At 72.4% G+C, this 19,378-nt stretch carries 19 protein-coding genes; 12 read left to right on the top strand and 7 right to left on the bottom strand.

Annotated elements, in window-relative coordinates:
• Positions 1 to 56: 56 nt before the first annotated feature.
• From NYE39_RS06135 to NYE39_RS06110, 6 genes are read right to left on the bottom strand one after another with little or no spacing between them, the layout of a single operon-like run.
• The gene (locus NYE39_RS06135) at positions 57 to 4,223 is read right to left on the bottom strand and encodes an FtsK/SpoIIIE domain-containing protein (RefSeq protein ID WP_072625138.1); all 4,167 of its coding nucleotides are present in this window, start codon (positions 4,221 to 4,223) and stop codon (positions 57 to 59) included.
• A 52-nt stretch (positions 4,224 to 4,275) separates the two neighbouring features.
• Positions 4,276 to 4,872: an energy-coupling factor transporter transmembrane component T family protein gene (locus tag NYE39_RS06130; protein WP_072625137.1), complete on the bottom strand. Its 597-nt coding sequence runs from the start codon at positions 4,870 to 4,872 to the stop codon at positions 4,276 to 4,278.
• Positions 4,869 to 5,558 (bottom strand): energy-coupling factor ABC transporter ATP-binding protein, encoded by a 690-nt coding sequence (locus tag NYE39_RS06125; protein WP_072625136.1) that lies wholly within the window; start codon positions 5,556 to 5,558, stop codon positions 4,869 to 4,871. Before NYE39_RS06125 ends, NYE39_RS06130 begins: the two co-directional genes overlap by 4 nt.
• Positions 5,552 to 6,745 carry a thiolase family protein gene (locus NYE39_RS06120; RefSeq protein WP_072625135.1) on the bottom strand — a complete coding sequence of 398 codons (1,194 nt, stop codon included), beginning with the start codon at positions 6,743 to 6,745 and terminating at the stop codon, positions 5,552 to 5,554. Before NYE39_RS06120 ends, NYE39_RS06125 begins: the two co-directional genes overlap by 7 nt.
• On the bottom strand, positions 6,742 to 7,719 hold the full coding sequence (locus NYE39_RS06115; protein ID WP_072625134.1) for an AMP-binding enzyme: 978 nt from the start codon (positions 7,717 to 7,719) through the stop codon (positions 6,742 to 6,744). The genes NYE39_RS06120 and NYE39_RS06115 overlap by 4 nt, the downstream gene beginning before the upstream one ends.
• Positions 7,706 to 8,296: a biotin transporter BioY gene (locus tag NYE39_RS06110; protein WP_083546129.1), complete on the bottom strand. Its 591-nt coding sequence runs from the start codon at positions 8,294 to 8,296 to the stop codon at positions 7,706 to 7,708. Before NYE39_RS06110 ends, NYE39_RS06115 begins: the two co-directional genes overlap by 14 nt.
• A gap of 195 nt (positions 8,297 to 8,491) precedes the next feature.
• Between NYE39_RS06110 and NYE39_RS06105 the strand changes: the two genes are divergently transcribed.
• Genes NYE39_RS06105 through NYE39_RS06075 form a run of 7 tightly spaced genes read left to right on the top strand, consistent with a single transcriptional unit; the run spans position 8,492 to position 13,090 of the window.
• Positions 8,492 to 9,721 (top strand): CpaF family protein, encoded by a 1,230-nt coding sequence (locus tag NYE39_RS06105; RefSeq protein WP_341012122.1) that lies wholly within the window; start codon positions 8,492 to 8,494, stop codon positions 9,719 to 9,721.
• Positions 9,718 to 10,584 carry a type II secretion system F family protein gene (locus NYE39_RS06100; protein WP_072625132.1) on the top strand — a complete coding sequence of 289 codons (867 nt, stop codon included), beginning with the start codon at positions 9,718 to 9,720 and terminating at the stop codon, positions 10,582 to 10,584. The genes NYE39_RS06105 and NYE39_RS06100 overlap by 4 nt, the downstream gene beginning before the upstream one ends.
• Positions 10,581 to 11,534 (top strand): type II secretion system F family protein, encoded by a 954-nt coding sequence (locus NYE39_RS06095; RefSeq protein WP_192910596.1) that lies wholly within the window; start codon positions 10,581 to 10,583, stop codon positions 11,532 to 11,534. Before NYE39_RS06100 ends, NYE39_RS06095 begins: the two co-directional genes overlap by 4 nt.
• A gap of 29 nt (positions 11,535 to 11,563) precedes the next feature.
• Entirely contained in the window at positions 11,564 to 11,788 is a 225-nt protein-coding gene (locus tag NYE39_RS06090; RefSeq protein ID WP_072625131.1) for a hypothetical protein, read from the top strand.
• Entirely contained in the window at positions 11,785 to 12,180 is a 396-nt protein-coding gene (locus NYE39_RS06085; RefSeq protein ID WP_226282597.1) for a TadE family protein, read from the top strand. Before NYE39_RS06090 ends, NYE39_RS06085 begins: the two co-directional genes overlap by 4 nt.
• Positions 12,177 to 12,617, top strand: a complete 441-nt coding sequence (locus NYE39_RS06080) for a pilus assembly protein TadE (RefSeq protein ID WP_084450383.1) — start codon at positions 12,177 to 12,179, stop codon at positions 12,615 to 12,617. Before NYE39_RS06085 ends, NYE39_RS06080 begins: the two co-directional genes overlap by 4 nt.
• Complete coding sequence (locus NYE39_RS06075) at positions 12,614 to 13,090, top strand: pilus assembly protein TadG-related protein (RefSeq protein ID WP_341012121.1); 477 nt, start codon at positions 12,614 to 12,616, stop codon at positions 13,088 to 13,090. Before NYE39_RS06080 ends, NYE39_RS06075 begins: the two co-directional genes overlap by 4 nt.
• 10 nt (positions 13,091 to 13,100) lie before the next feature.
• On the opposite strand, the gene NYE39_RS06070 is transcribed toward NYE39_RS06075, so the two are convergent.
• A complete protein-coding gene (locus NYE39_RS06070) occupies positions 13,101 to 13,805 on the bottom strand; it encodes an alpha/beta fold hydrolase (RefSeq protein WP_072625128.1) in 705 nt (234 codons plus the stop codon).
• Positions 13,806 to 13,939: 134 nt separating this feature from the next.
• On the opposite strand from NYE39_RS06070, the gene NYE39_RS06065 reads away from it, so the two are divergent.
• The 5 genes from NYE39_RS06065 to NYE39_RS06045 all read left to right on the top strand — a co-directional run bounded on the left by NYE39_RS06065 (position 13,940) and on the right by NYE39_RS06045 (position 19,266).
• The gene (locus NYE39_RS06065; protein WP_192910593.1) at positions 13,940 to 15,325 is read left to right on the top strand and encodes an AI-2E family transporter; all 1,386 of its coding nucleotides are present in this window, start codon (positions 13,940 to 13,942) and stop codon (positions 15,323 to 15,325) included.
• A 35-nt stretch (positions 15,326 to 15,360) separates the two neighbouring features.
• Positions 15,361 to 16,473, top strand: a complete 1,113-nt coding sequence (prfB, locus tag NYE39_RS06060; protein WP_341012120.1) for a peptide chain release factor 2 — start codon at positions 15,361 to 15,363, stop codon at positions 16,471 to 16,473.
• A 119-nt stretch (positions 16,474 to 16,592) separates the two neighbouring features.
• The gene (locus tag NYE39_RS06055; protein WP_341012119.1) at positions 16,593 to 17,594 is read left to right on the top strand and encodes a hypothetical protein; all 1,002 of its coding nucleotides are present in this window, start codon (positions 16,593 to 16,595) and stop codon (positions 17,592 to 17,594) included.
• Positions 17,591 to 18,814, top strand: a complete 1,224-nt coding sequence (locus NYE39_RS06050; RefSeq protein WP_341012118.1) for a polymorphic toxin type 24 domain-containing protein — start codon at positions 17,591 to 17,593, stop codon at positions 18,812 to 18,814. Before NYE39_RS06055 ends, NYE39_RS06050 begins: the two co-directional genes overlap by 4 nt.
• Positions 18,811 to 19,266 carry a hypothetical protein gene (locus tag NYE39_RS06045; RefSeq protein ID WP_125932838.1) on the top strand — a complete coding sequence of 152 codons (456 nt, stop codon included), beginning with the start codon at positions 18,811 to 18,813 and terminating at the stop codon, positions 19,264 to 19,266. The genes NYE39_RS06050 and NYE39_RS06045 overlap by 4 nt, the downstream gene beginning before the upstream one ends.
• Positions 19,267 to 19,378: the final 112 nt, after the last annotated feature.

Genomic DNA, 19,378 nt, shown 5'->3' with positions numbered 1-19,378 from the left:
CTCGACTGGTGGCTGCCCAGAGCGTCCAGCAGCCGGGTTGAGGTATCTCCGACCGTCTATCCGGTTGCTGCTACCTCGACCCGCGGGAGGGCGACCTGCACCTCCTCGGCTGCCCCGTCGACGACGAGGTATCCCCGGCCGGCCACGCGCGGCAGGGGCGGGATCCGCAGGCCGAGGGCGTCACCGTCCGAGCGAGCCGACGGCTGGAGCAGCAGACCGGTGCGGGTACGCGCGAGGTCGGAGACCAGCCCGCGCACCTGGCCGACGGCCGTCTGGGTGGCCGTCGCGCCGATGACGAGCCCGCGGTCGGCGTCGAGTCGGCGCAGGATCTCCTTGAGCACGTCGGCGACGGGCGCACCCTCGAGCCGGTCGAGGTCGTCGGCGATGACCGCGAGGTCGGGGTGCCTCTGGCGCAGGGCGATCAGCTCGTCCCGGTCGTCCGCACCGAGGACCGGGCAGTCGAGCCCGTCGGCGATCGCCCCCGAGCCGACGACGACGAGCGGCTGCCCGGAGGCGGCCACCTGACGGGCGAGCAGCGACAGGGCCGTCGACCGACCACTGCGCGGCGGGCCGCAGACGAGGAACCGCCGCGCGCCGTCGGTGCGCCACACCACCGGGTCGCGACCGGAGCCGCCGAGCCCGAGCGGGATCCGCTCCCGCGCCGCTGCGGGCAGCACGTCGAGCGGCACCGACCCGGGCAGCTCCTCGACGACCCACGGGGGTGCGGCCGCTTCGCCCCCTCCAGAGGGGGCATGTGACGGCAGCGCCACCTGCACGAGGTCGCCGCCCGGCTGGAGCCGAGCCCGACCGGGGACGAGCCGGTCCGAGACCTCGGTGCGGGCGAGTCCGGCCAGGGCGGCATCGCCCCGGTCGCTCAGGTGCAGCACGAGGCGGGTGCCGACGAGGGAGGAGACCCGGCCGGACAGCAGCTCGCGGCCACCTGCGACGACGACGCGCAGCCCGAGGGCGACGCCGTCGCGCATGAGCGTCTCGAGGGTCTCGGCCGTCTCACCGAGGTCGAGCGAGCCCCGCGGCCGCGTCACCCGGCCCCAGCCGTCGATCGCCAGGAGCAGGTGCGGCGGGGGCGGCGGACCCCCTTCGCCCTCGTGGGTGGCCCACCATGCGTCGAGGGTCGGGTGACCGCTGGCCCGCAGCGCCGCCCGCCGCGTCGAGAGGTCGGACTCGAGGCGCTCGAGGAAGCGCCCCACGACGGTCGCCGCCTCCCCATCGACGATGCTCCCGACGTGCGGCAGGGCGGTGAGTCCGGCCAGCCGCGCGGACCCGTCACCGACGACCTGCACCTGCAGCCGGTCGGCCGACCATCGGTGCGCGGCAGCGGTGACGAGCGAGGCGAGGGCCGTGGTCCGACCGGAGCCGGGACCGCCGACGAGCATCCAGTGGCCGTCGGTGGTCGCCCACTCCAGCGACGACTGGCGCTGCTGCGCCGGCAGGTCCACGAGGCCGAAGGGAGCCCCCGTCACCTCGTCGTCGTGGAGCCGCGCCGCCTCGATGGTCTCTGGCAGCGGCGGCAGCCAGGGCCGGTGGGGTGCCGGGATGGCCAGGGATTGCGCGACCCGGGTCATCGTGCGGGCAAGGCGCTGCAGGTCGGTCGGCCCGAGGTCGTCGACGACGGGCGGCGCGGGCCAGGCCTCGCCGGGGCGGCGCACGAGCAGCGCCCCGCCGACACCGGCGGCGTGCCCGGCGACCCGGCCGGTCTGGAAGGCGCGCGGTGGACCACCACCGGTGCTCGCCAGGGCCCGGCCGGGGGCCGTCTCGGGGATCTCGGCCGCGTCGGGGCAGCCGATGACGTCGTCGCTGTCGGCGCGGTCGCGCACGCGCAGCGCGATGCGCAGGTTGACGTTGGCCTTGATGTCCGCGGAGACGATGCCGCCGGGGCGCTGGGTCGCGAGCACGAGGTGCACGCCGAGCGAGCGGCCCACGGCGGCGATGCGCATGAGGTGGGCCATGACGTCGGGCTGCTCCTCGGCGAGCATGCGGAACTCGTCGATGACGATCATCAGCCGGGGCAGCGGGTCGCCGCGGTGATCGTCGATGTCCTTGGCCCCCGAGGCGGCGAGGACGTGCTCGCGGCGGGTCAGCTCGGCGTCGAGGCTGGTCAGGGCGCGTTCGGCCGTGGCGGGGTCGAGGTCGGTGAGCATGCCGACGGTGTGTGGCAGTCGCGCGCACTCGGCGAAGGCCGCCCCGCCCTTGTAGTCGACGAGGACGAAGGTCATCTCCTCCGGCGACAGGTGCGCCGCGAGCGCCGCGACCCAGCTCTGGAGGAACTCGGACTTGCCCGACCCGGTCGTGCCCGCGACGAGCGCGTGCGGCCCGTCGCGCCGCAGGTCGATGCGGAAGTCCCCGTCGCCCGCCGGTCCGACGGTGACCTCGAGGTCCATACTTCGTTCCGGCCCCGCACGGCCCCAGCGCTCGACGAAGGCGTCGGCGTCGTCAGGGGAGAGGTCGAGCAGGTCAACGAGCCGCGCGGCACCGGGCAGGACCCCGCCCCGCGCGTCGGGGGTGGCGTCGCGCAGCGGGGTCAGGGCCGCGGCGAGGCGCCGTGCCCACGCATCACCCGTGCCGTCGACGACACCGCTCGCCGCCTCCTGGCCGGCGACGAGCAGCCGCACCCGATCGCCGTCGAGGGCGGCGACGGCGCGGGCCTCGTGCGGCAGCTGGTCGGGGGTGTCGGCGAGGGCCACGACGAGGACGCGGGCGAGACCCCCTTCGCTCATGATCGTGCGCAGACCTGGGTCGGTGCGCCGGTCCCCGACACCGTCGACCACGACGACGTGGGCCACCGGCAGCGGGTCACCCTCGCGGCGACGCTCGGGTGCGGTGGCGGCACGTTCGGCAGCGACGCGGGCCAGGCCGGCGAGCAGCGCGGCCCCGGACTCGCGGTCGGTGGCGATGCGCGCCGACTCGGGCACGTCGTCGTGGGTGCGCAGGTGGACCAGCCCGGCGAAGGGGGACCACCACCCGTCGTCGTCCCCGACGACGCTCACCTGCACGTCGTGGTGCGAGTGGAGCGCGGTGAGCTGGCCGAGCAGGTGCCGGGCGAGCCGGTCGCGGGTGGCCTGCGGGCCGGCGATGCCGAGCACGCCGATCTCGGCGAGGTCCACACACAGGGGCACATCGTCGAGCACGGGGTGCTCGCGGGCTCCCGCGCGGTGCTCGACCTCGATCGTCGCGGGCAGGGCGCCGAGGCCGAGCCGCAGGCACAGGTGCTCGTCGTGCTGGGGGCGCCTCTCCCACAGGCGTGCCGAGTCCCCTCGGGCCGCGTCGAGCAGCGCCGACGCGTCGGGTGCCGACCGCAGGCGATGGCGTCGTTCGGCGCGCAGGGCGGCGGCGAGCCGCTCGCCCGTGGCGGCCCGGTCGCGGACCCACTGGGCGTGGGCCTCGCGGTGCTCGCGTCGCGAGGTCGTGCGGTCGGACAGGGTGGAGCCGAGGACGAGCAGCGGTGAGAGCAGGCCGAAGAGCAGCATCCGCGGCCCGAAGAAGAGCGCGAGCAGCCCGGCGAAGGGCAGCGGCAGCAGCACCATGAGCCACGGGATGCGGCGGCGGACCGCTGCGGTCGGCTCGGGTGGGAGCCGGATGGTCGCGGGTGCCGTCGGCTGGGGCAGGTGGGGCGTGGGGTTGACCGCGAGGGTCCCGTCACCGCTCGGGGTGCGCCTGGCGGGTCGGGTGCGGTGGGCCTCGACGGCGAAGGTCGTGTGCCCTGCAACCACCCGGCTGCCGGAGCGGACGCGGGCACCGTCGGTGGGCAGCGGCGCGTCGTCGACCGTGGTGCCGTTGGTCGTGCCGAGGTCGCGGACGTGGACGCCGTCGCGGTCGACGGTCAGCGCGACGTGCTCGCGGGAGAGGGCGTCGTCGGCGACCCGCATCGTCGCGGCGTCGCCCCGGCCGATGGTGTGCCGACCGGGCGTGAGCTCCAGGGTGCGTCCGGCGTCGGGTCCGCTCACCGACACCAGGCGAAGGGGGGACCGGCTCGCCTCTGCCACAGCGGGACTCGTGGCGCCGAGGGTGATCTCGGCCCCGTCGAGGAGGGGCGGCAGGCCGAGGGGAGCATCGGGCGCGAGGGCCTCGCCGCGGACGGTGGCGGTCGCGGGGGCGTGCCCGGTCGCGACGAGCAGGTCGCCGAGCGTGTGGTGCGTCTCGGCGCGCACGTCGATCGTCTCGGGCCCCCCGCTGCCGGTGTCGATGATCGTCATCCGCAGCTGCATGACGGCACCGTAGGTCGATGAGGGTCAGCGCCGCCGAGAGTTGTCCACAGGCTCAGTCGTCGAGGCCCCGAGCTGCCAGCGCATCACCCATCGCATCCGCCCGGCGCAGCGCGCCGACGATGAGCGGCACGGCGAAGGCGCGTGGGCTGGCGGCCAGGCCCCGCGCGTGCTGCGCCTCGCGCACCCGCCGCCCCAGGTCGATGACCTGGGGCACGGCGCGGATCGCCAGCTGGAGCATCAGGCCCACCCGCTCGGGGTTGACCCCGACCCGCCGCAGGGGGCCGCACACCCGCACGACGACGTCGATGAGGTCGGTGGTGCGGGTCGTCAGCGTCACGAGGTTGGCCAGCAGCACGAGCGCGACGAGCACCCCGACGATGACGACGGCCCGCTGCCACCCCGCCACGACCGTCTGGAAGACCGCCAGCGGCACCATGACGAGCAGCAGCGGCCGCAGCATCTGCAGCAGCACCCGCACCTGCATCCGGGCCAGGGCGTAGCCGGCCAGCACGCCGAGCAGCGCGCACACCGTGACCAGCGGCGAGCGGACGAAGGGGGAGGCCACGCCCACGAGCAGGAGCGCGAGGAGCTTCGCCCCGGCCGGCAGCCGGTGCAGGACCGAGTCGCCCTCGCGGTAGAGCCCGATCACCGGTCGTCGTCCATGAGCCGCAGGTAGTGGGCGATCGCGTCGGCGGGCGTGCCGTCGTGCACGAGGCGGCTGCGGTCGAAGACGAGCACCCGGTCGAAGTCCGCGAGCAGGTCGAGGTGGTGGGTCACGAGGACGACCTGCTGGGGCAGACCCCGCACGACCTCGGCGACCCGCCGCGCGTTGCGGATGTCGAGCAGCGTCGTCGGCTCGTCCATGACGAGCAGGTCGGGCTCGGTGACGAGCACGGCCGCCAGGGCGAGCAGCTGCTTCTGCCCGCCGCTCAGCAGGTGCGCCGGGTGGTCGCCGCGACCGGCGAGACCGTGGGCGGCCAGGGCCGCCTCGACCCGGGCGTCGACCTCGGTGCGGGTCAGCCCCCTTCGTCGCAGGCTGAAGGCGACGTCCTCGGCGACGGTCGGCATGACGATCTGCGCGTCTGGGTCGGTGAAGCAGAAGCCGACCCGCCGCCGCACCTCCTTGCCCTGCCGAGCGGTGTCGAGCCCGTCGAGGGTCACCGTGCCCTGCTCGGGCACGACGAGCCCGTTGAGCATCCGGGCGAAGGTCGACTTGCCGGAGCCGTTGGCCCCGATGACCCCGACTCGCTGCTCGGTCAGCCGCACGGTCACGTCGCGCAGCACCGGCGCGCCACCGTCGAAGCCGTGCGTCACGTCGCGCACGTCGATCAGCATGCCTGCACCACCATCGCCACTCCCTGCCCGCCGCCGGCGGCGATCGCCGCGAGGCCCAGTCGCCCTTCGAGGCTCCCTTCGAGGCTCCTCCGTCGCACCTCAGGACGGCGCCTCCGGCGCACCTTAGGGATCGAAGAGCCCACCAGCTGGTGGAAGAGCCGCACGACGAGCACGGCGCCGGAGGCTCCCCACGGGTGGCCGAGCGCCAGCGCCCCACCCTCGGCACACACGCGAAGGGGGTCGACGCCCAGCTCGTCGCAGCACGCCAGCACCTGCCCGGCGAAGGCCTCGTTGATCTCGATGGCGTCGAGGTCGTCGAGCCCGATCCCGCTGCGCTGCAGCGCGATCCGCGTGGCGGGGACGAGCCCGCGGCCGGGTCGGCTCGGCTCGACGCCGGCCGTCGCCGTGGCGAGGATGCGCAGCCCCGGCACGCCCAGCCGCTCGTGCGTCGCCGCGTCGACGACCGCGACGGCGGCGGCGCCGTCGCTGATGCCGCAGGAGTTGCCGGCGGTCACGCTTCCGTTGTCGCGGAAGGCCGGTCGCAGCCGCGCCAGCTTGTCGACCGTGAGCGTCGCCTTGGGCCGGTCGTCGCGGGTCACGCCGGCGACGGCGACAACTTCCGCGTCGAAGGCCCCCGCCTCCCGCGCGGCCACAGCCCGCGCGTGCGACCGGGCCGCGTACTCGTCCTGGCGCTCGCGGGTGACGCCGGCCTCGTGCGCGAGCAGGTCGTTGGCCACGCCCATCTCGGGGTCGTCCCACCCCGCCGGCGCGAAGGGAGCCCGCTCGTAGCGCACCGGGTCGGCACCGTCGACGGGTGGCCAGTGCCGCCACGGGGCCGTGCTCACCGACTCCACGCCGCCGGCGAGCACGGCGCTCGCGCCGCCGCGCACGAGCGAGACGGCGACGTCGATCGCGGCCAGACCGCTCGCGCACTGCCGGTCGACGGTGAGCGCGGGGACGGTGACGGGCAGCCCGGCCGCCAGCGACGCGGAGCGGGCCACGTCACCGCCGGGGCCCATGCAGTTGCCGAGCACGACGTCGCTGACGTCCTCCGGTGCCAGGCCGGAGCGGTCGAGGGTCGCGGCGAGCACGGGTCCGGCGAGCTGGTCGGCGGTGACCCCGGCGAGGGAGCGCCCGGCGGTGCCGATGGCCGAGCGGGCCGCGGCGACGATCACCGGGGCACTCATCGGGCAGCCGCCAGGGCCTCGCGGACGGCATCGCGGTCGACCTTGTCGTGCCGGGTGCGGGGGAGGGCGGGCAGGTGCAGCCAGCGGCGCGGCCGCTGGGCGGGAGCGAGCTGCTCGCGGGCGAGGGAGGTGAGGCGCTGCACGTCACCAGCATCGGTCACGGCTGCGGCGACGACCTCACCGAGGTCGGGGTGCGGCAGCCCGACGACGACCACGTCACCGCGCGCCAGAGGACGCAGCACGCCCTCGATGTCGGCGACCCGCACGGTCGCGCCGGCCGTCGTGATCCCGCCGGCGCGTCCGTGGACGATCACGCGACCGTCGACGACCTCGCCGCGGTCGCCGACGGTGACCCAGCCCCCTTCGCCCCGCAGCTCGTGGCTCGGCTCGAGGTAGCCGGCGCTGACATAGGGGGAGCGGACCCACAGCTCGCCGTCGCGCGCCTCCACGTCGACGCCGGGGAAGGCCCGCAGGTCGCCCGCGTGCTCGCCCCACGCGACGAAGGACAGCTCCGCCGCCCCGTAGTAGTGGTGCAGCCGCCCACCCGCGGCCGACACCGCGGCGGCGGTCGCCTCGTCGACGCGGTCACCGGCGACGACGAGGCTGCGGCCGGCGAGGTCGGCCCCGTCCGCCAGCAGCCGACGAAGGGAGGTCGGCGTCAGGTGCGCATGGGTCGCCTCGGCGAGGCTCGGGGCGAGGCGCGCGCCGGCCCAGCGGGCGTGGACGGTGGCGAAGAGGTTCATCGTCGCGGTGACCGGGCCGGGCACCCACACCCGGCTCGCGCCGGTGGTGCCGGTGAGCTCGGCGACCGCCCCGAAGGAGTCGGTCCACGACGCCGTCGTCCGCACCACGGTCCGCGGGCGACCGGAGGTGCCTGAGGTCGGCAGGGCGACGAGCCGCCCCTGCCTCTCGGCCTCGACGAAGGCCGCGACCGGGTCCGCCGCCGCCAGGACGTTGACCTCAGACGAGGGCATCCTCGCGGGCCGTGCGCCGGGCGCGGATCAGACCCGGGTAGGCCGCGTGCACCCCCTTCGCGACGACGGCGGCGATCGCGGCCTTGGCGAGGTCACCCGGGACGAAGGGGGCCGCCGCCACGAGCGCGGCGCTCACGGACAGGTCGGCGCGAAGGACCATACCGATGACGCCGAGGAGGTTGAGCAGGAGGACGCCACCGAGGACGTTGATGCCGATGCCGACGGCGGTGCGGTAGGGCGTGCCCATCGCCTGGGTCATCGCCCCGATCGCCCAGGCCGCGATCGGCCAGCCGATCAGGTAGCCGACGCTCGGCCCGGCGAAGACGCCCAGGCCGCCGCGCCCGCCGGCGAGCAGCGGCAGACCGAGCGCGACGAGGGCGAGCAGGACGAGGACGGCCAGCACGCCGCGGCGGGCGCCGAGGATCGCGCCGGCGAGCATGATGCCCAGCGACTGCGCGGTGATCGGGACGGCATTGCCGAAGGGGGCGATGGCCGGGATCAGCCCGAGGACGGCGATGATGCCGGCGAAGACGGCGACCTGCGCCAGATCACGGCCGGTGGAGCGCTGGGTGGACACGGTGGCCCTCTCGGTCGGGGGTTCGGCGCCGATTATGGCACGGTTCGGGACCGCATTCGAACGCCGTTCAGCAGGCGGGTCGGGTGGCCTGTGGATTCTCGAGATGCGGATCGCGCTCAATTCAGTACCGTCGTGGCCCAGTGGACCGGGGAGGTCCGCGAGGACGACGCCTCACGACGAAGGGGGGATCAGCCGATGGATGCTGTCAAGACCGTCGAGACAGAGGTCCGCGAGCTCATTCGCCGCTCCGGGCTCGACCCGGTCCGCGAGACCGCCGAGGTCGCCGACCTCGTGCGCGCCGCCGTCTCCGACTACGACGAGCGCAGCACCCACGGCGGGCTGCCGATGCTCGGCAATGTCGAGGCCGCGGTCAAGTCCGTGCTCGACACCGTCGCCGGCTTCGGGCCCCTCCAGCGCTTCTTCGACGACCCGCAGGTCGAGGAGATCTGGATCAACAGCCCGAGCCAGGTCTTCGTCGCCCGCAACGGCGTCGCCGAGCTGACCTCAACCGTCCTCACCGCAGACGAGGTCCGCGACCTCGTGGAGAAGATGCTCAAGTCCTCGGGCCGACGCATTGACCTGTCGTCCCCCTTCGTCGACGCGACCCTGCCCGACGGCAGCCGGCTGCACGTCGTCATCCCCGACATCACCCGAGAGCACTGGGTCGTCAACATCCGCAAGTTCGTCGTCAAGGCCGACCACCTCGACGACCTCGTGCGGTTGGGCACGCTGACCAAGGAGGCGGCGACCTTCCTCCAGGCCGCCGTCGCGTCGGGGCTCAACGTCCTCGTGGCCGGCGGCACCCAGGCCGGCAAGACGACCCTGCTCAACTGCCTGTCGGCGGCGATCCCGCCACGGGAGCGGGTCGTGACCTGCGAGGAGGTCTTCGAGCTGAAGATCCCGCTGAGAGATGTCGTGTCGATGCAGTGCCGCCAGTCCAACCTCGAGGGGCTGGGCGAGGTGCCGCTGCGGCGTCTGGTCAAGGAGGCGCTGCGCATGCGCCCGTCGCGGATCATCGTCGGCGAGGTGCGGCAGGCCGAGAGCCTCGACCTGCTCATCGCGCTCAACTCCGGGCTGCCGGGCATGTGCACGATCCACGCCAACTCGGCCCGCGAGGCGGTGACCAAGATGTGCACCCTGCCGCTGCTCGCCGGCGAAAACGTCGGCTCGCGCTTCGTCGTGCCGACGGTCGCCGGGTCGATCGACATCGTCGTGCACGCCGCGCTCGAGTCCGACGGCGTCCGCCGGGTGCGCGAGATCGTCGCGCTGCCCGGCCGGATCGAAAACGACGTCGTCGAGATCAGCGACATCTTCACCACGCGCGACGGGCGACTGGTGCGCGCCGACGGCTATCCGCCGCACCGCGACCGCTTCCAGCGGGCCGGCTACGACATCGCGGCCGTCCTCGGGAGTGGGTCGCCGTGACCGGCGTGCTCGTGGGGGCCATCCTCGGGGCCGGGGTCTTCCTCATCTGGTGGTCCTGCTGGCCTCGTGAGGAGCGCGAGCGGGTCCAGCGGGAGAGTCGGGTCATGCGTGGGCTCGCCGACGACCTCGCCCAGGCCGGCTACCGCGGCATCGGGCCCCGACTACTCCTCGCCGCGTGCGGCATCGCCTTCCTGCTGATCTTCCTCACGGTCACCGCGCTCACCGGGGTGCCGGCGATTGCCCTGTGCTTCGCCGTCATGGCCGGCTGGGTGCCGGTCGCCGTCGTGCGGGTGCGGGCCCGCTCCCGCCGGGCGCACCTGCGGGACCTGTGGCCCGACGCCGTCGACAACGTCACCTCCGCCGTGCGCGCCGGTCTGGCGCTGCCGGAGGCGCTCGCCCAGCTCTCGGTCCGGGGGCCCGAGGAGCTGCGGCCGGCCTTCGCCGACTTCGCCAGCGACTACCGCACAACCGGCCGCTTCAACGACTGCCTCGACCGGCTCAAGGACCGTTTGGCCGACCCGGTGGGGGACCGGCTCGTCGAGTCGCTGCGCATCGCCCGTGAGGTCGGTGGGTCCGACCTCGGCTCGCTCCTGCGGACCCTGTCGACCTTCCTGCGCGAGGACGCGCGCACCCGCAGCGAGCTCGAGACCCGGCAGTCGTGGACGGTCAACGCCGCCCGGCTGGCCGTCGCCGCGCCCTGGATCGTGCTTGCGCTGCTGTCGACCCGACCCGAGTCCGTGCAGGCCTACAACACCTCGACCGGGGTGCTCGTCCTTGCCGTCGGGGCGGTGGCCACCGTCGTGGCCTACCGCATCATGGTGCGCATCGGCCGGCTCCCCGAGGAAGAGCGGGTGCTGCGATGACCGACCTGCTCCACGACATCGGCCTCGGTCGCAGCGGCGCCTTGCTCGGGTTGCTGCTCGCCCTGGGCGCCCTCCTCGTCTGGCAGGGGCTGCCGCGGCACCGTCAGGCGACCCTCGACGACCGGCTCGCGCCCTACCTGCGCGACACCCCCAAGCCCTCGCGGCTCCTCGCCGTCGAGGACGTCTCGCTCACCGCCGTGATCCCGACCGTCCTGCGCCCCGTCGTCAGCGACCTGGCCCGCCGCGTCGAGCAGGTGCTCGGCGGCACCTCGTCGGTGCGGCGGCGTCTGCTGCGGGCCGGGCGCGTGCCCGACACCGACCACTTCCGCGCCGAGCAGGTCGTCTACGGCTTCGCCGGGGCGGTCGCGGGCGGGTTCCTCGGCATCGTCTACGTGTCCGGGCAGGGGCGCTCACCCCTCTTCCTGCTGGTGCTCGTCGTCCTCGGCTTCGCCATCGGCGTCGTCGCGCGCGACTCGCTGCTCAGCCGTGAGGCCGACCGGCGTGAGGCCCGAATGCTCGCCGAGTTCCCCACCGTCGCCGAGCTGCTCGCGCTCGCGGTGGGTGCAGGCGAAGGCGCGGCCGGTGCGCTCGAGCGGGTCGTGCGGCTGTCCGACGGCGAGCTGTCCGACGAGCTCGGTCGCTGCCTCGCCGACGCCCGCGCCGGGGCCAGCCTGCCGGCCGCCCTGCAGGGGCTGGCCGACCGCACCGGCCTGGCCTCGTTGGCCCGCTTCGTCGACGGCATCGTCGTCGCCGTCGAGCGCGGCACCCCGCTGGCGGAGGTGCTGCGCGCCCAGGCGCAGGACGTCCGCGAGGAGGGGCGTCGCCTGATCATGGAGGCCGGCGGCAAGAAGGAGATCGCGATGATGGTCCCGGTCGTCTTTGGCGTGCTGCCCGTCACCATCCTCTTCGCCATGTTCCCGGGCCTCGGCTTCTTCCAGTTCCAGATGTGACCGACCAGCACGCACCAAGGAGAAACACCATGAACGACCAGCTCATCAAGGCGCACGTCCGCCTCACCGATGCCGTGCGGCGGGCCACTGCGCGCCTCGACGACGAGACGGGCGACGTGCCCGGCTGGGTCCTCATCACCCTGATGACCGCGGCCCTCGTCACCGGCATCTGGGCCATCGCGGGTGAGCAGCTCAAGGGCATGTTCGAGCGCGCGATCACCGGGGTCACCGGCCCCGACCAGGTCCACAATTGATCGGTGCCGCGAGGCTGCACGACGATCGTGGGTCGGCCGTCGCCGACTTCACGATGACCTCTGCGCTGCTGCTCTTCGTCTTCCTCGGGGTCTTCCAGCTCGGGCTGACGCTGCACGTGCGCAACACCCTCATCTCGTGCGCCTCGGAGGGGGCTCGCTACGGCGCACGTGAGGGGTCGACGCCCCAGGAGGGTGCCGGCCGGGCCGAGGACCTCATCGGCCGCAGCCTGTCCGCCCGCTTCGCGGGTGACGTGACGGCGCGGGTCGACACGACGGCCGCGGGGGTCGACGTCGTCGTGGTCGACGTCAGCGCACCCCTGCCGGTCATCGGGCCCTTCGGTCCCGGCGGTGCGATGGACGTCACCGGCCGAGCCTTCGCGGAGACCCAGTGAGCGTCCGCGAGCGTCTGGCCGACGAAGGGGGGAGCGCCGTCATCGAGTTCGTCTGGCTGGCGATTCTGCTGCTCGTCCCGCTGATCTACCTCGTGCTGTGCCTGGCCCGGCTGCAGGCCGGCTCCTATGCCGTGACCCAGGCGGCCCGCGAGTCGGCGCGCGCCTTCGTCACCGCCCGCGACGATGCCTCCGCCTCCGCGAGGTCGCAGGCTGCGGCCGATATCGCCTTCGAGGACCAGGGCTTCCCGGGCATGGGCGAGGTCGCCGTCGACTGCACCGACTCGCCCTGCCTGACTCCCGGGGCGTCGGTGACCAGCCGCGCCGAGGTGAGCGTGCCGATGCCGCTCGTGCCCGCCTTCTTCCGTGAGGTGGTGCCGTTGGAGATCCCCGTCTCGGCGACCCAGACCGCGCCCGTGCCGAGGTACGAGGTGCGATGACCTCCCTTCGCGCTCGTGCCGTGGCCCGCTGTCGTGACGACAGCGGACAGCTGACCCTGCTCATCACCGGCCTGACCGTCGTCGTGCTGACGCTGATCATCGGGGCTCTGGCAGTCACCTCGGTGCAGATCTCGCGGATGCGTCTGCTCGACGCCGCCGACTCCGCGGCCCTCGACGCGACGGACGACAGCGCCAAGCTCGTCTACGACCGCGGTCTGGGCACGGACCTGCCGCTCGACGACGCGACGGTGCAGGCCAGCGCGGCCGACCACCTCGCCGGCCGTTCCCGGCCCCACGGCCTGGAGAGCTGGCAGGTCGCGAGCGGGACCGGCAGCCCCGACGGCCGCACCGCGGTGGTGCGCCTGTCCGGCGAGGCGGACCTGCCGCTCATCGGGGGTCTGTTGCGCGATCTGGGCGGCTCGGTGACGGTGACCGTGGAGTCCCGGGCCCGGGCCGGCGTGACCCCTGGGTAGCCGGGGGCGGTCAGGGGGTCGGCGTGTCGGGGTGGGCCCGGCGTGCCCAGTCGGCGACGGCGGCACCGACGATCGCGGGCTGCTCGAGGTGGACGTTGTGCCCGGCCGCGTCGACGACGAGTGCTCTCGCACGCGGGTAGTGGGGGAGCAGCCGCAGCTGGTCCTCGTAGCCGACGACGTGGTCCTGCCGTCCGGCCACGAGGAGTGTCGGCCCCCGAAAGGTGGGGCCGCCCTCCTCGGGGACGGTGCCGAGCGCGTAGTCGGCGCCGAGCCGCTGCATCGCGGCCGGGTCGGCTGCGCGTACACCCGGCAGCGCCCAGCGCTCCAAGGCAGCCCACGAGTCACGGGTCTGCCGCACCGCCATGCCGGTGAACTCGTCACGGTCCGCGTCCGTCAGCTCGGCGAGCAGCTCCTCGTCGCGGTCGACGACGGTGCGCTCGGGCAGGGTGCGGCGGGAGGCGTCGGGGTCGACCACGGGTGCGATGAGGGCCAGTCCGAGGACCTGGTCGCCGAACTGGGCCACGAGGTTGCGAGCGAGCAGTCCGCCGAGGGAGTTGGCGACGAGCGCGGGCAGGTCGAGGTAGGTGCGCTCCCACGCGCCGCCTTCGGCCAGGGAGTCGTCCAGGGCGAGGAGCAGGCGGTGGTCGACACCGTTGCCGTGGACGCCGATGAGGGGGACGCCGGCTCCGTGGCGCACAACGTGTGGGTGGGTCATGCGAGCAGCCGAGCACAGGGCCGGCGATCCGTCGTGCGCGTTGACGGCTGACGGCCCTGCTCCCACACGGCCCCCCGAGGTGACACGATGAGCCGGCGGGGAGACCGCACCATCTCGTCCAGGAGGATGCACGCGTGGAGCAAGAACGGTCGGGGGAGGACGCGCAGCCGGACGGTGTCGAGGCCGATGTCGTCGAGGCGCCTGCCCACGAGGAGCCCGACGCGGAGCCGGAGCCCGAGCCGGATCAGGCCGAGGTGACGGATCCCCCTTCGGACGTCGCTTCGAGACGCTCGCAGAGCGAGCTCCTCAACAACCGGGAGGTGGACGAGGAGGTCGTGCACACGACCGACGGGGAGGTGCGGCCCGACGAAGCCGACGACGACGCCGAGACGATCCCCGTCGCCGAGGTGCGCACGCCCGACCCGACCCACGAGCACGAGGCACCCGAGGAGGAGTCGCGGGTGCGGGTGTCGCTGTCGCCGACCCTGACGATCCTGCTCGGCCTGGCCGCCGGAGCTGTGGCGATCTCCGGCCTACGGGAGGTCTCGGGCATCATCGCGCCGACTTTCCTCGCGATGACCCTGATCATCGCCGTCTACCCGGTCTACAAGGTCTTGCGCCGCTTCCTCGGCTCGGTCATCTCCGGGCTGCTGCTCATCGTCATGCTCTACGGGATTCTCGCCTTCCTCGGAGCGTCCATCGGCCTGGCGGCCAGCCGCTTCGCGACCGAGCTGGCCAGGCCGGAGTACACGAGCACCTTCACCGGGCTGGTGCGCGACGGACGCGACCTGCTGCTCGAGCAGGGCATCGAGGCCCAGGAGATCGACGAGGCGATCTCGAACTTCGACCTGCGCAACCTCACCGGCCTGGCGACGTCACTGGCCAACACGATCACCGGCCTGACGACGACGATGCTCTTCCTGCTGACGGTGATGATCTTCCTCGTCATGGACGCCGGCGGCTTCAAGGGGCGCTTGTCGGCCATCCACCGGCACAAGCCCGACGTCGCCGATGCCCTCGTCGACTTCGGCTACCGCGTGCGCAAGTATTGGATCGTCTCGACCGTCTTCGGCATCCTCGTCGCCGTCATCGACTACTTCGCGCTCGTCTGGCTCGGCGTGCCGTTGGCGATGACCTTCGGGCTGCTCGCCTTCGTCACCAACTACATCCCCAACATCGGCTTCGTCCTCGGCCTCATCCCGCCGGCCTTCATCGCGCTGCTGTCGGGTGGGGTGTCGACGATGATCTGGGTCATCGCGATCTACTGCGTCGTCAACTTCGTCATCCAGTCGATCTTCCAGCCGAAGTTCACCGGTGATGCCGTCGGCATCAATGCGACGACCGCCTTCCTCTCCCTCGTCTTCTGGGCCTACGTCTTCGGCGCGCTGGGTGCCCTCCTGGCGATCCCGTGCACCCTGCTCGTCAAGAGCCTGCTCATCGATCGTGACCCCAGGGCCCGCTGGATCAACCAGTTCATCGCCAGCGACCCGCGCGAGCGACGCAGCGCCCAGCCGACGTAGGGGAGCGGGCCACCCCTGCCGTAAGGTGACCTGTCGTGGCTGTCGACTTCGAGACCGAGATCAAGCACCTGCGCACGACCATGGCGTCAGTGCGCGAGGTGACCGACCTGCCTGCGCTCGAGCAGCAGATCAGCGACCTCGAGCAGCAGGCCGCCGCCCCCGACCTGTGGGACGACCCCGAGTCGGCGCAGGGCGTGACCTCCGCGCTGTCGCGGGCCAATGCCGAGCGCGACCGCATCGTCGGCATGGACGCGCGCATCGACGACCTCGAGACGCTCGTCGAGCTCGGGACCGAGGAGGGCGATGCCGACACGCTCGCCGAGGCCGAGACCGAGCTGACCAAGGTCGCCAAGGCGGTCAGCGAGCTCGAGGTCCGCACGCTGCTGTCCGGGGAGTACGACGAGCGCGAGGCCGTCGTGACGATCCGCGCCGGCGCCGGTGGCGTCGACGCCGCCGACTTCGCCGAGATGCTCATGCGCATGTACCTGCGCTGGGCCGAGCGCCACGGATACCCGACCAAGGTCATGGACACCTCCTACGCCGAGGAGGCGGGCCTGAAGTCGGCCACCTTCGAGGTCAACGTCCCCTACGCCTACGGCAACCTCTCGGTCGAAGGGGGGACCCACCGCCTGGTGCGCATCTCCCCCTTCGACAACCAGGGCCGGCGCCAGACCTCCTTCGCTGCGGTCGAGGTCATCCCGCTCATCGAGGGCACCGACTCCATCGAGATCCCGGACAACGAGCTGAAGATCGACGTCTTCCGCTCCTCCGGCCCCGGCGGCCAGTCGGTCAACACGACCGACTCGGCCGTGCGCATGACGCACATCCCGACCGGCATCGTCGTGTCGATGCAGAACGAGAAGTCGCAGATCCAGAACCGCGCCGCCGCGCTGCGCGTGATGCAGTCGCGACTGCTCCTGCAGAAGAAGGCCGAGGAGGCCGCCGAGCGCAAGGAGCTCGCCGGCGACGTCAAGGCCAGCTGGGGCGACCAGATGCGTTCCTACGTGCTCAACCCGTACCAGATGGTCAAGGACCTGCGCACCGAGCACGAGACCGGCAACCCGTCCGCGGTCTTCGACGGTGACATCGACGGCTTCATCGAGGCCGGCATCCGCTGGCGCATCGAGCAGGCCAAGTCCGAGGACTGATCCTCCCGCTCCTTGAGGTGAGCGGCCGCCCGCGGCCAAGCCGCGTATGGGGAGTTCTCCCCGCTGCGTGATTCGCGCGATGCGCCTACGGTGGTCCACGGACCATCAGGGGGTGGCGCATGGACCCGAAGGGGACGGCCGTCAAGGCGACGGCCATCAGTCGTGATGCCTGGGACGTCGTGCGCGACGCCGGCCTCCGGCCGGGGGCGTCGAGCGACGTCTGGGCCGAGCTCGGTGAGCGGGGCATGGCGAAGGGGAGAGACCTCACCCCGCTGTGGAGAGACGTCGTCGCTGGTTTGTCCCGCGCCGACGCACGGCTGGAGGTGCTGGCTCGCTCGGGGGCGATGCGGTTTCGCACGACGCTGTCGGTGATGGGCACCCTCTGCCTGCTCGAGACGTCGCGCGAGCGAGTGGTCGGCGAAGGGGAGGTCACCCGGGAGCCGCGGGTGCTGGTGCAGATCGTGCGGCCCGACGCTGTGTTCGACGCGGTGTCGCGGGTGCTGCCACCGGTCGACGCGCTGCGGGCCGATGACCGCGTGGCAGACGAGGTCGGCGTCCCCGTCCCGGCGACGGATCTTCCCTTCGGCGGAGAGGCGGTCTCGCTCGACGAGCGCGGCGCGGGACCGGTGGGCGCGACCGCCGGTGTCGGCGCGCCGACGGGTGACGGGGGCTGGTTGTCCACGGCGGAGCTGACCGAGGGGCACCAGGGCGACGACCTGCGGCCGGACGAGGCGATGGTTCGGGCCTTCGGCGATCTGCTCGGCGAGATGTCCGACGAGCCGAGTGCTGACGAGTCCGCGGATGCTCTGGCGTCCGTCCCGGGGGTGGACCCGAGGCTGGCCGAGATGCTGCGGGAGCCGGAGACCGAGGTGGTGGTGCTGCGCTCCGGGCGTCGTGAGCGGGCCGCGTCCGCCGAGGGTGCCCTGCAGATGCTGGGTGGTCTCGCGCTGCGCCAGTGGGTCGTCACGGACGAGGGACTGGTGGCCGTGCGTGCGGATGTCGGGGGAGTGCGGGTGCTGGGTGTCGAGCCCGGCGATCTCGCCGACGAGGTGCGCCGGCTGGTGGCCGGTGACGTCGCGGACATCGAGGCGGTTGCGGAGTACTTCGGGGAGGACTCATGAGCGTGCAGGAAGGGCTGGAGCCCAAGGCCGTTCGTGCGGCCGGTGAGCGCATCGAGTCCTTGGGCAAGCAGGTCTCGGGCATCCAGGACGACGGCAACGCGATGCTCAAGGTGCTGGCCGCGGTGTGGGAGGGGCCCGATCTTGGGACCTTCGAGAGCGGGTGGTCGGAGGCCGGACCGCAGGTGGCGCAGGCGGCCGAGACGCTGCGTGCCGCGGGGGCTGAGCTGCGTCGTCAGGCCGAGGACCAGGTCCGTGCCAGCGATGGCGAAGGGAGTCGCGGCGGCGGTGGCGGCGGGTGGGGTTGGCCCGACTGGGACCTGCCGGACTTCGACTTCCCGGACCTCAACCCCTTCGACGGGTGGGACTGGGACCTGCCCGACATCGACTGGCCGACTCTCGACGTGAGCGCCTTCCTCGATGGTGCCTGGGACGACTTCCTCGACCTGCTCGAGGACATCGGCGACTGGTGGGACAACCTGCCGTGGTGGGGCCAGGTCATCGCCTTCGTCGTCGGTGTCGTTATCGGGATTGTTGTCGCGATCTTCCTAGGCCTCGAGGTGCTCGCGGTCTTGGCGACGATCGTCGTCATCGTCGGTGCGGTCATGACTGTCATGGACCTGCTCAACGAGATCGCCGAGTTCTTGAGGGACCCCAAGGCCGCGATCGAGAAGTTCCTCAACGACCCGCTGGCTGTCCTGGACGACCTGCTCTGGCTCGTCGTCGGTGCCGGAGTCGGCCGCTTGCTCAAGGTGTTCCGCAAGCCGATCGAGAAGTTGGTCGACAAGGTGGCGCCCTGGGCCAAGCGCAAGTGGGACGACTTGGCGGCCAAGGCGCGTCTCAAGCAGAAGGAATGGGACGATCGACGGGAGGGGCGTCCCTATCCGGGGTCGCCGGTCTCCCGTGGTCGCGAGTACACAGGAACCGGGACCGGCCGAGGCAAGAATGCCTTCCCGAAGCAAGCGGGCCCCAACGAGGTCCTGTATCGCACTGATGGCAATGGCAAGGTCACCTATTATCAGGAGTACGGACCGGACGGGCTCCCCACGAAACGGGTTGACATCGATCCGGATTCGAAACCTCACAAGGGAAAGGACGGGGTGCCGATCCCGCCGCCACATGTAGTGGAGTACGAACGTCACGTGAACCCCAAGACGGGTAAAGTGCACGTTAATAAGGGTGAGGTTCGTCCGGCCACTCCAGAGGAGGTTCACAACCTGTGAGGCGATTCGACGCGATGGAAGATCCCACGGTGGCAGCTTGGGTTAACGGCCTTCAGCCACCAGGGACGGTGGGCTTGTACGTCAAGTACAACGTGGGTGTGGCTGGCTTGATCGCAGTCGCTGACATTGCCTTCCCGGAGCTTATGGAAGTCGACGGTCTTGTGTTCATTAAGGCTAGATATGCTGGGTTCTCGCAAAAGACTCTCGATGATTGGCGCGAGCGTCTGGGTGACGATGGTGCGGCCCTCGCTCGGGTGGTCAACAACTTCGTTGTCTGGGACGAACTTGACGTCGATGGCGACGGCGATGACATCAGCGACGTAATGGCCGCTGAATTCATCGCCGAGTGCTGGCGGGCGAGGGCAGCCGCCGACTTCCCTGACCGCAACATCGTCGTCGAAGTGGTCGACCAGTACGGGCCCACCGTGGTGATGTACGAGCCGAACGTCTAGTGGGCATTGGGCCAGGTGCCATGAAGGACGAATTCGGAGTCCCCGACGAGACATACGCAGCGCTCTTTGACACCTTCCTCAGCGGTGCCGTCGAGGCTGCGGCCTTCCGGTC

It is taken from the genome of Janibacter sp. FSL W8-0316 (assembly GCF_038004165.1).
In the GTDB taxonomy this organism is placed as follows: domain Bacteria; phylum Actinomycetota; class Actinomycetes; order Actinomycetales; family Dermatophilaceae; genus Janibacter; species Janibacter indicus.
Note: the sequence above shows the minus strand (reverse complement) of the source record. Positions and strands in the feature narration are given on the sequence as shown.